Origin of the sequence: Coprococcus intestinihominis (genome assembly GCF_040096555.1) — a bacterium.
Lineage (GTDB): Bacteria > Bacillota > Clostridia > Lachnospirales > Lachnospiraceae > Coprococcus_A > Coprococcus_A intestinihominis.
Genome location: NZ_JBBMEK010000376.1, coordinates 1 through 2,269, shown reverse-complemented (window position 1 = coordinate 2,269; position 2,269 = coordinate 1). Strand labels below are relative to the sequence as shown.

Annotated in this window: 1 protein-coding gene; it reads left to right on the top strand. The window is 43.5% G+C overall.

What is annotated here, in order from left to right:
• Nucleotides 1-654: 654 nt before the first annotated feature.
• Nucleotides 655-2,269, top strand: a 1,615-nt coding sequence (locus tag WMO25_RS17330) for a peptidoglycan DD-metalloendopeptidase family protein (protein ID WP_349086435.1), incomplete at its 3' end; no start/stop codon positions are given.

The following is a 2,269-nucleotide window of genomic DNA, read 5'->3' as shown; positions in this document are numbered from 1 at the left end:
TCTCTTAAGTATCTGCTGACTCACACCAACCGTCAGCTCTCTGAAAGAATACCGGGCTAAGAAAATCGTGTCCTGATCGTTGCTTTTGTTGTTTGTTCTTGAAACAATTACAGATTATAGACCTTTTTGAAAAATTGTCAAGAAGATTCTTTGTACTAAATTGTATACAGAATACTTGCAGCACAGGAGGATGTTTACTTGAAATATAAGACACTGCTATATAAAGTTACGTTTATTTAATGATTTTTTTGAAAAGTTCTTTCTGATCTTCAACAGAAGCATCCTTTGGATTGCCAGGTGCGCAGGCATCTGCGAAGAAAAAAATCACACCTTTCAAGGTGGCGTTTTTAGAATTGATGATACAGTATAGTATATAATATTTTCGCAATAAACGACATATCAAATAAACAAATTGCGATAATTGTTGGGTGCATATGATGGAAAAACGAGTTATAATAGACATGATGTAGTATAAGAAAGGAAATCATGGCAGGAGATTTTTTACAGAAAGAAAAAAAGTTAGTTGCAACTCACCAAAGAACTTGACAGAAACGGCAAAAAAAGAGTATAATAAATAGTGGTCGTTTCTAACTAATGTGGGAACAGAATGCAATGCGTGACAACAAAGTGATTAGAAAAGGAGACTGAATAGAATTGAAGAAATGCACATGGAAGAAGTATACAGCAAGTGTTTTAGTTGCTGCTATGCTTGCAGCCCAGCCGATGGCAGTATACGCGGACGAAGCGTCCACGGCATCGCAGGCAGCATATAGTGATACAGAAGCGAAAGACATAAATGGTGTTTATGAACGTGTATCAGACAAGGTAGCAGGTATGCTGGCGAATGGTGAACTGACTTACAGTGAGACATCCGGTTATTTATATAATTCCAGCGGCAGCAAGGTAGACCCGGAGACAGGTGCTGAGATCCCTGATACGACAGAGACCGAGACAAAGGCACCGGAGACCGAGACAAAAGCGTCGGATACCGAGACAAAGGCACCGGAGACAACAGAGACTGAGACAAAGGCTTCAGAGACATCAGCTTCTGAGACTGAGACAGAGTCCCAGACAGGAACAGGGGAATCAGAGACAGAATCCCAGACAGGGGCAACAGATACTGAAACCGGTACAACAGAGACAGAAACAACAGAGACAGGATCCGAAACAGAATCAGAATCTCAGTCGGAGACTGCGTCATCGGAGACAACGACACCTGGGTCTTCATCAGATAATGCTTCGGCATCGACAGATTCAAAAGCAACGGAGTCTCAGACAACTGCAGAGACAGGCAGCAATACTCAGCAGGATGTTTCCTACAAGGCATCCGGTGTTTTCAAGAAGATCGGTGATAGAGTACAGTATAATGTAGATGTTCCGATTAAGGGTCTGCCGTCATTTATTACTCAGGAGATGATTGTCGGAGCATTAAAGAGCCAGGATGAATACGGTTATCCGGCTTCTGTTACAATTGCCCAGATCATACAGGAATCCGGTTATGGTACATACGGACCGGGCGGCAACAAAGGACAGGGACTTTCAGGACTGGCCTACGGTTACTGTAACTTATTCGGCATTAAAGGTTCAGGTACTGCAGGAAGTGTCTCAATGCGTACATCTGAGATGACGAAGGATGGAAAGATTTATTCTACAACATCTGCATTCCGTGCGTACAATACATACAGTGAAGCCATTGAGGACAGATGCAAGGTTCTTCAGAATGGTTACGGTGATCTGATCAGCGGTGTCAATGATGCCAATACCTTTGCGATGCGTATTGGACAGCGCTGGGCAACAGATCTGAATTATGGCAAGAGCTTGATCAAGCTGATGGAACTGTATGATCTGTATCGTCTGGATGATATGACACTGAAGGATTTTTCAGCGATGATCGGCAGATTTGCAGATCCTTGTCCGGGTGCGGTTGTGACAAGCAACTTCGGATTCAGAGAGTTTGACAATAAATTCCATAAGGGGCTTGATCTTGGTACAGGCAGTGAGAATATCCCGACGTATGCAGCAGAAAGCGGAACCGTTATCTTTGCAGGTTATTCGGGGTCTGCAGGTAATCTGATCACCATCGACCATGGTAATGGCCTGGTGACGAAATACATGCATCATTCTGAGATTTATGTCAAAGTCGGCGATCATGTTGAGAAGGGACAGCAGATTGGTCTGAGCGGTACAACAGGCCGTTCCACAGGTAATCATCTGCATTTCCAGGTCGAGGAGAATGGTGTGGCTGTCAATCCATTGTTATATCTTGAGG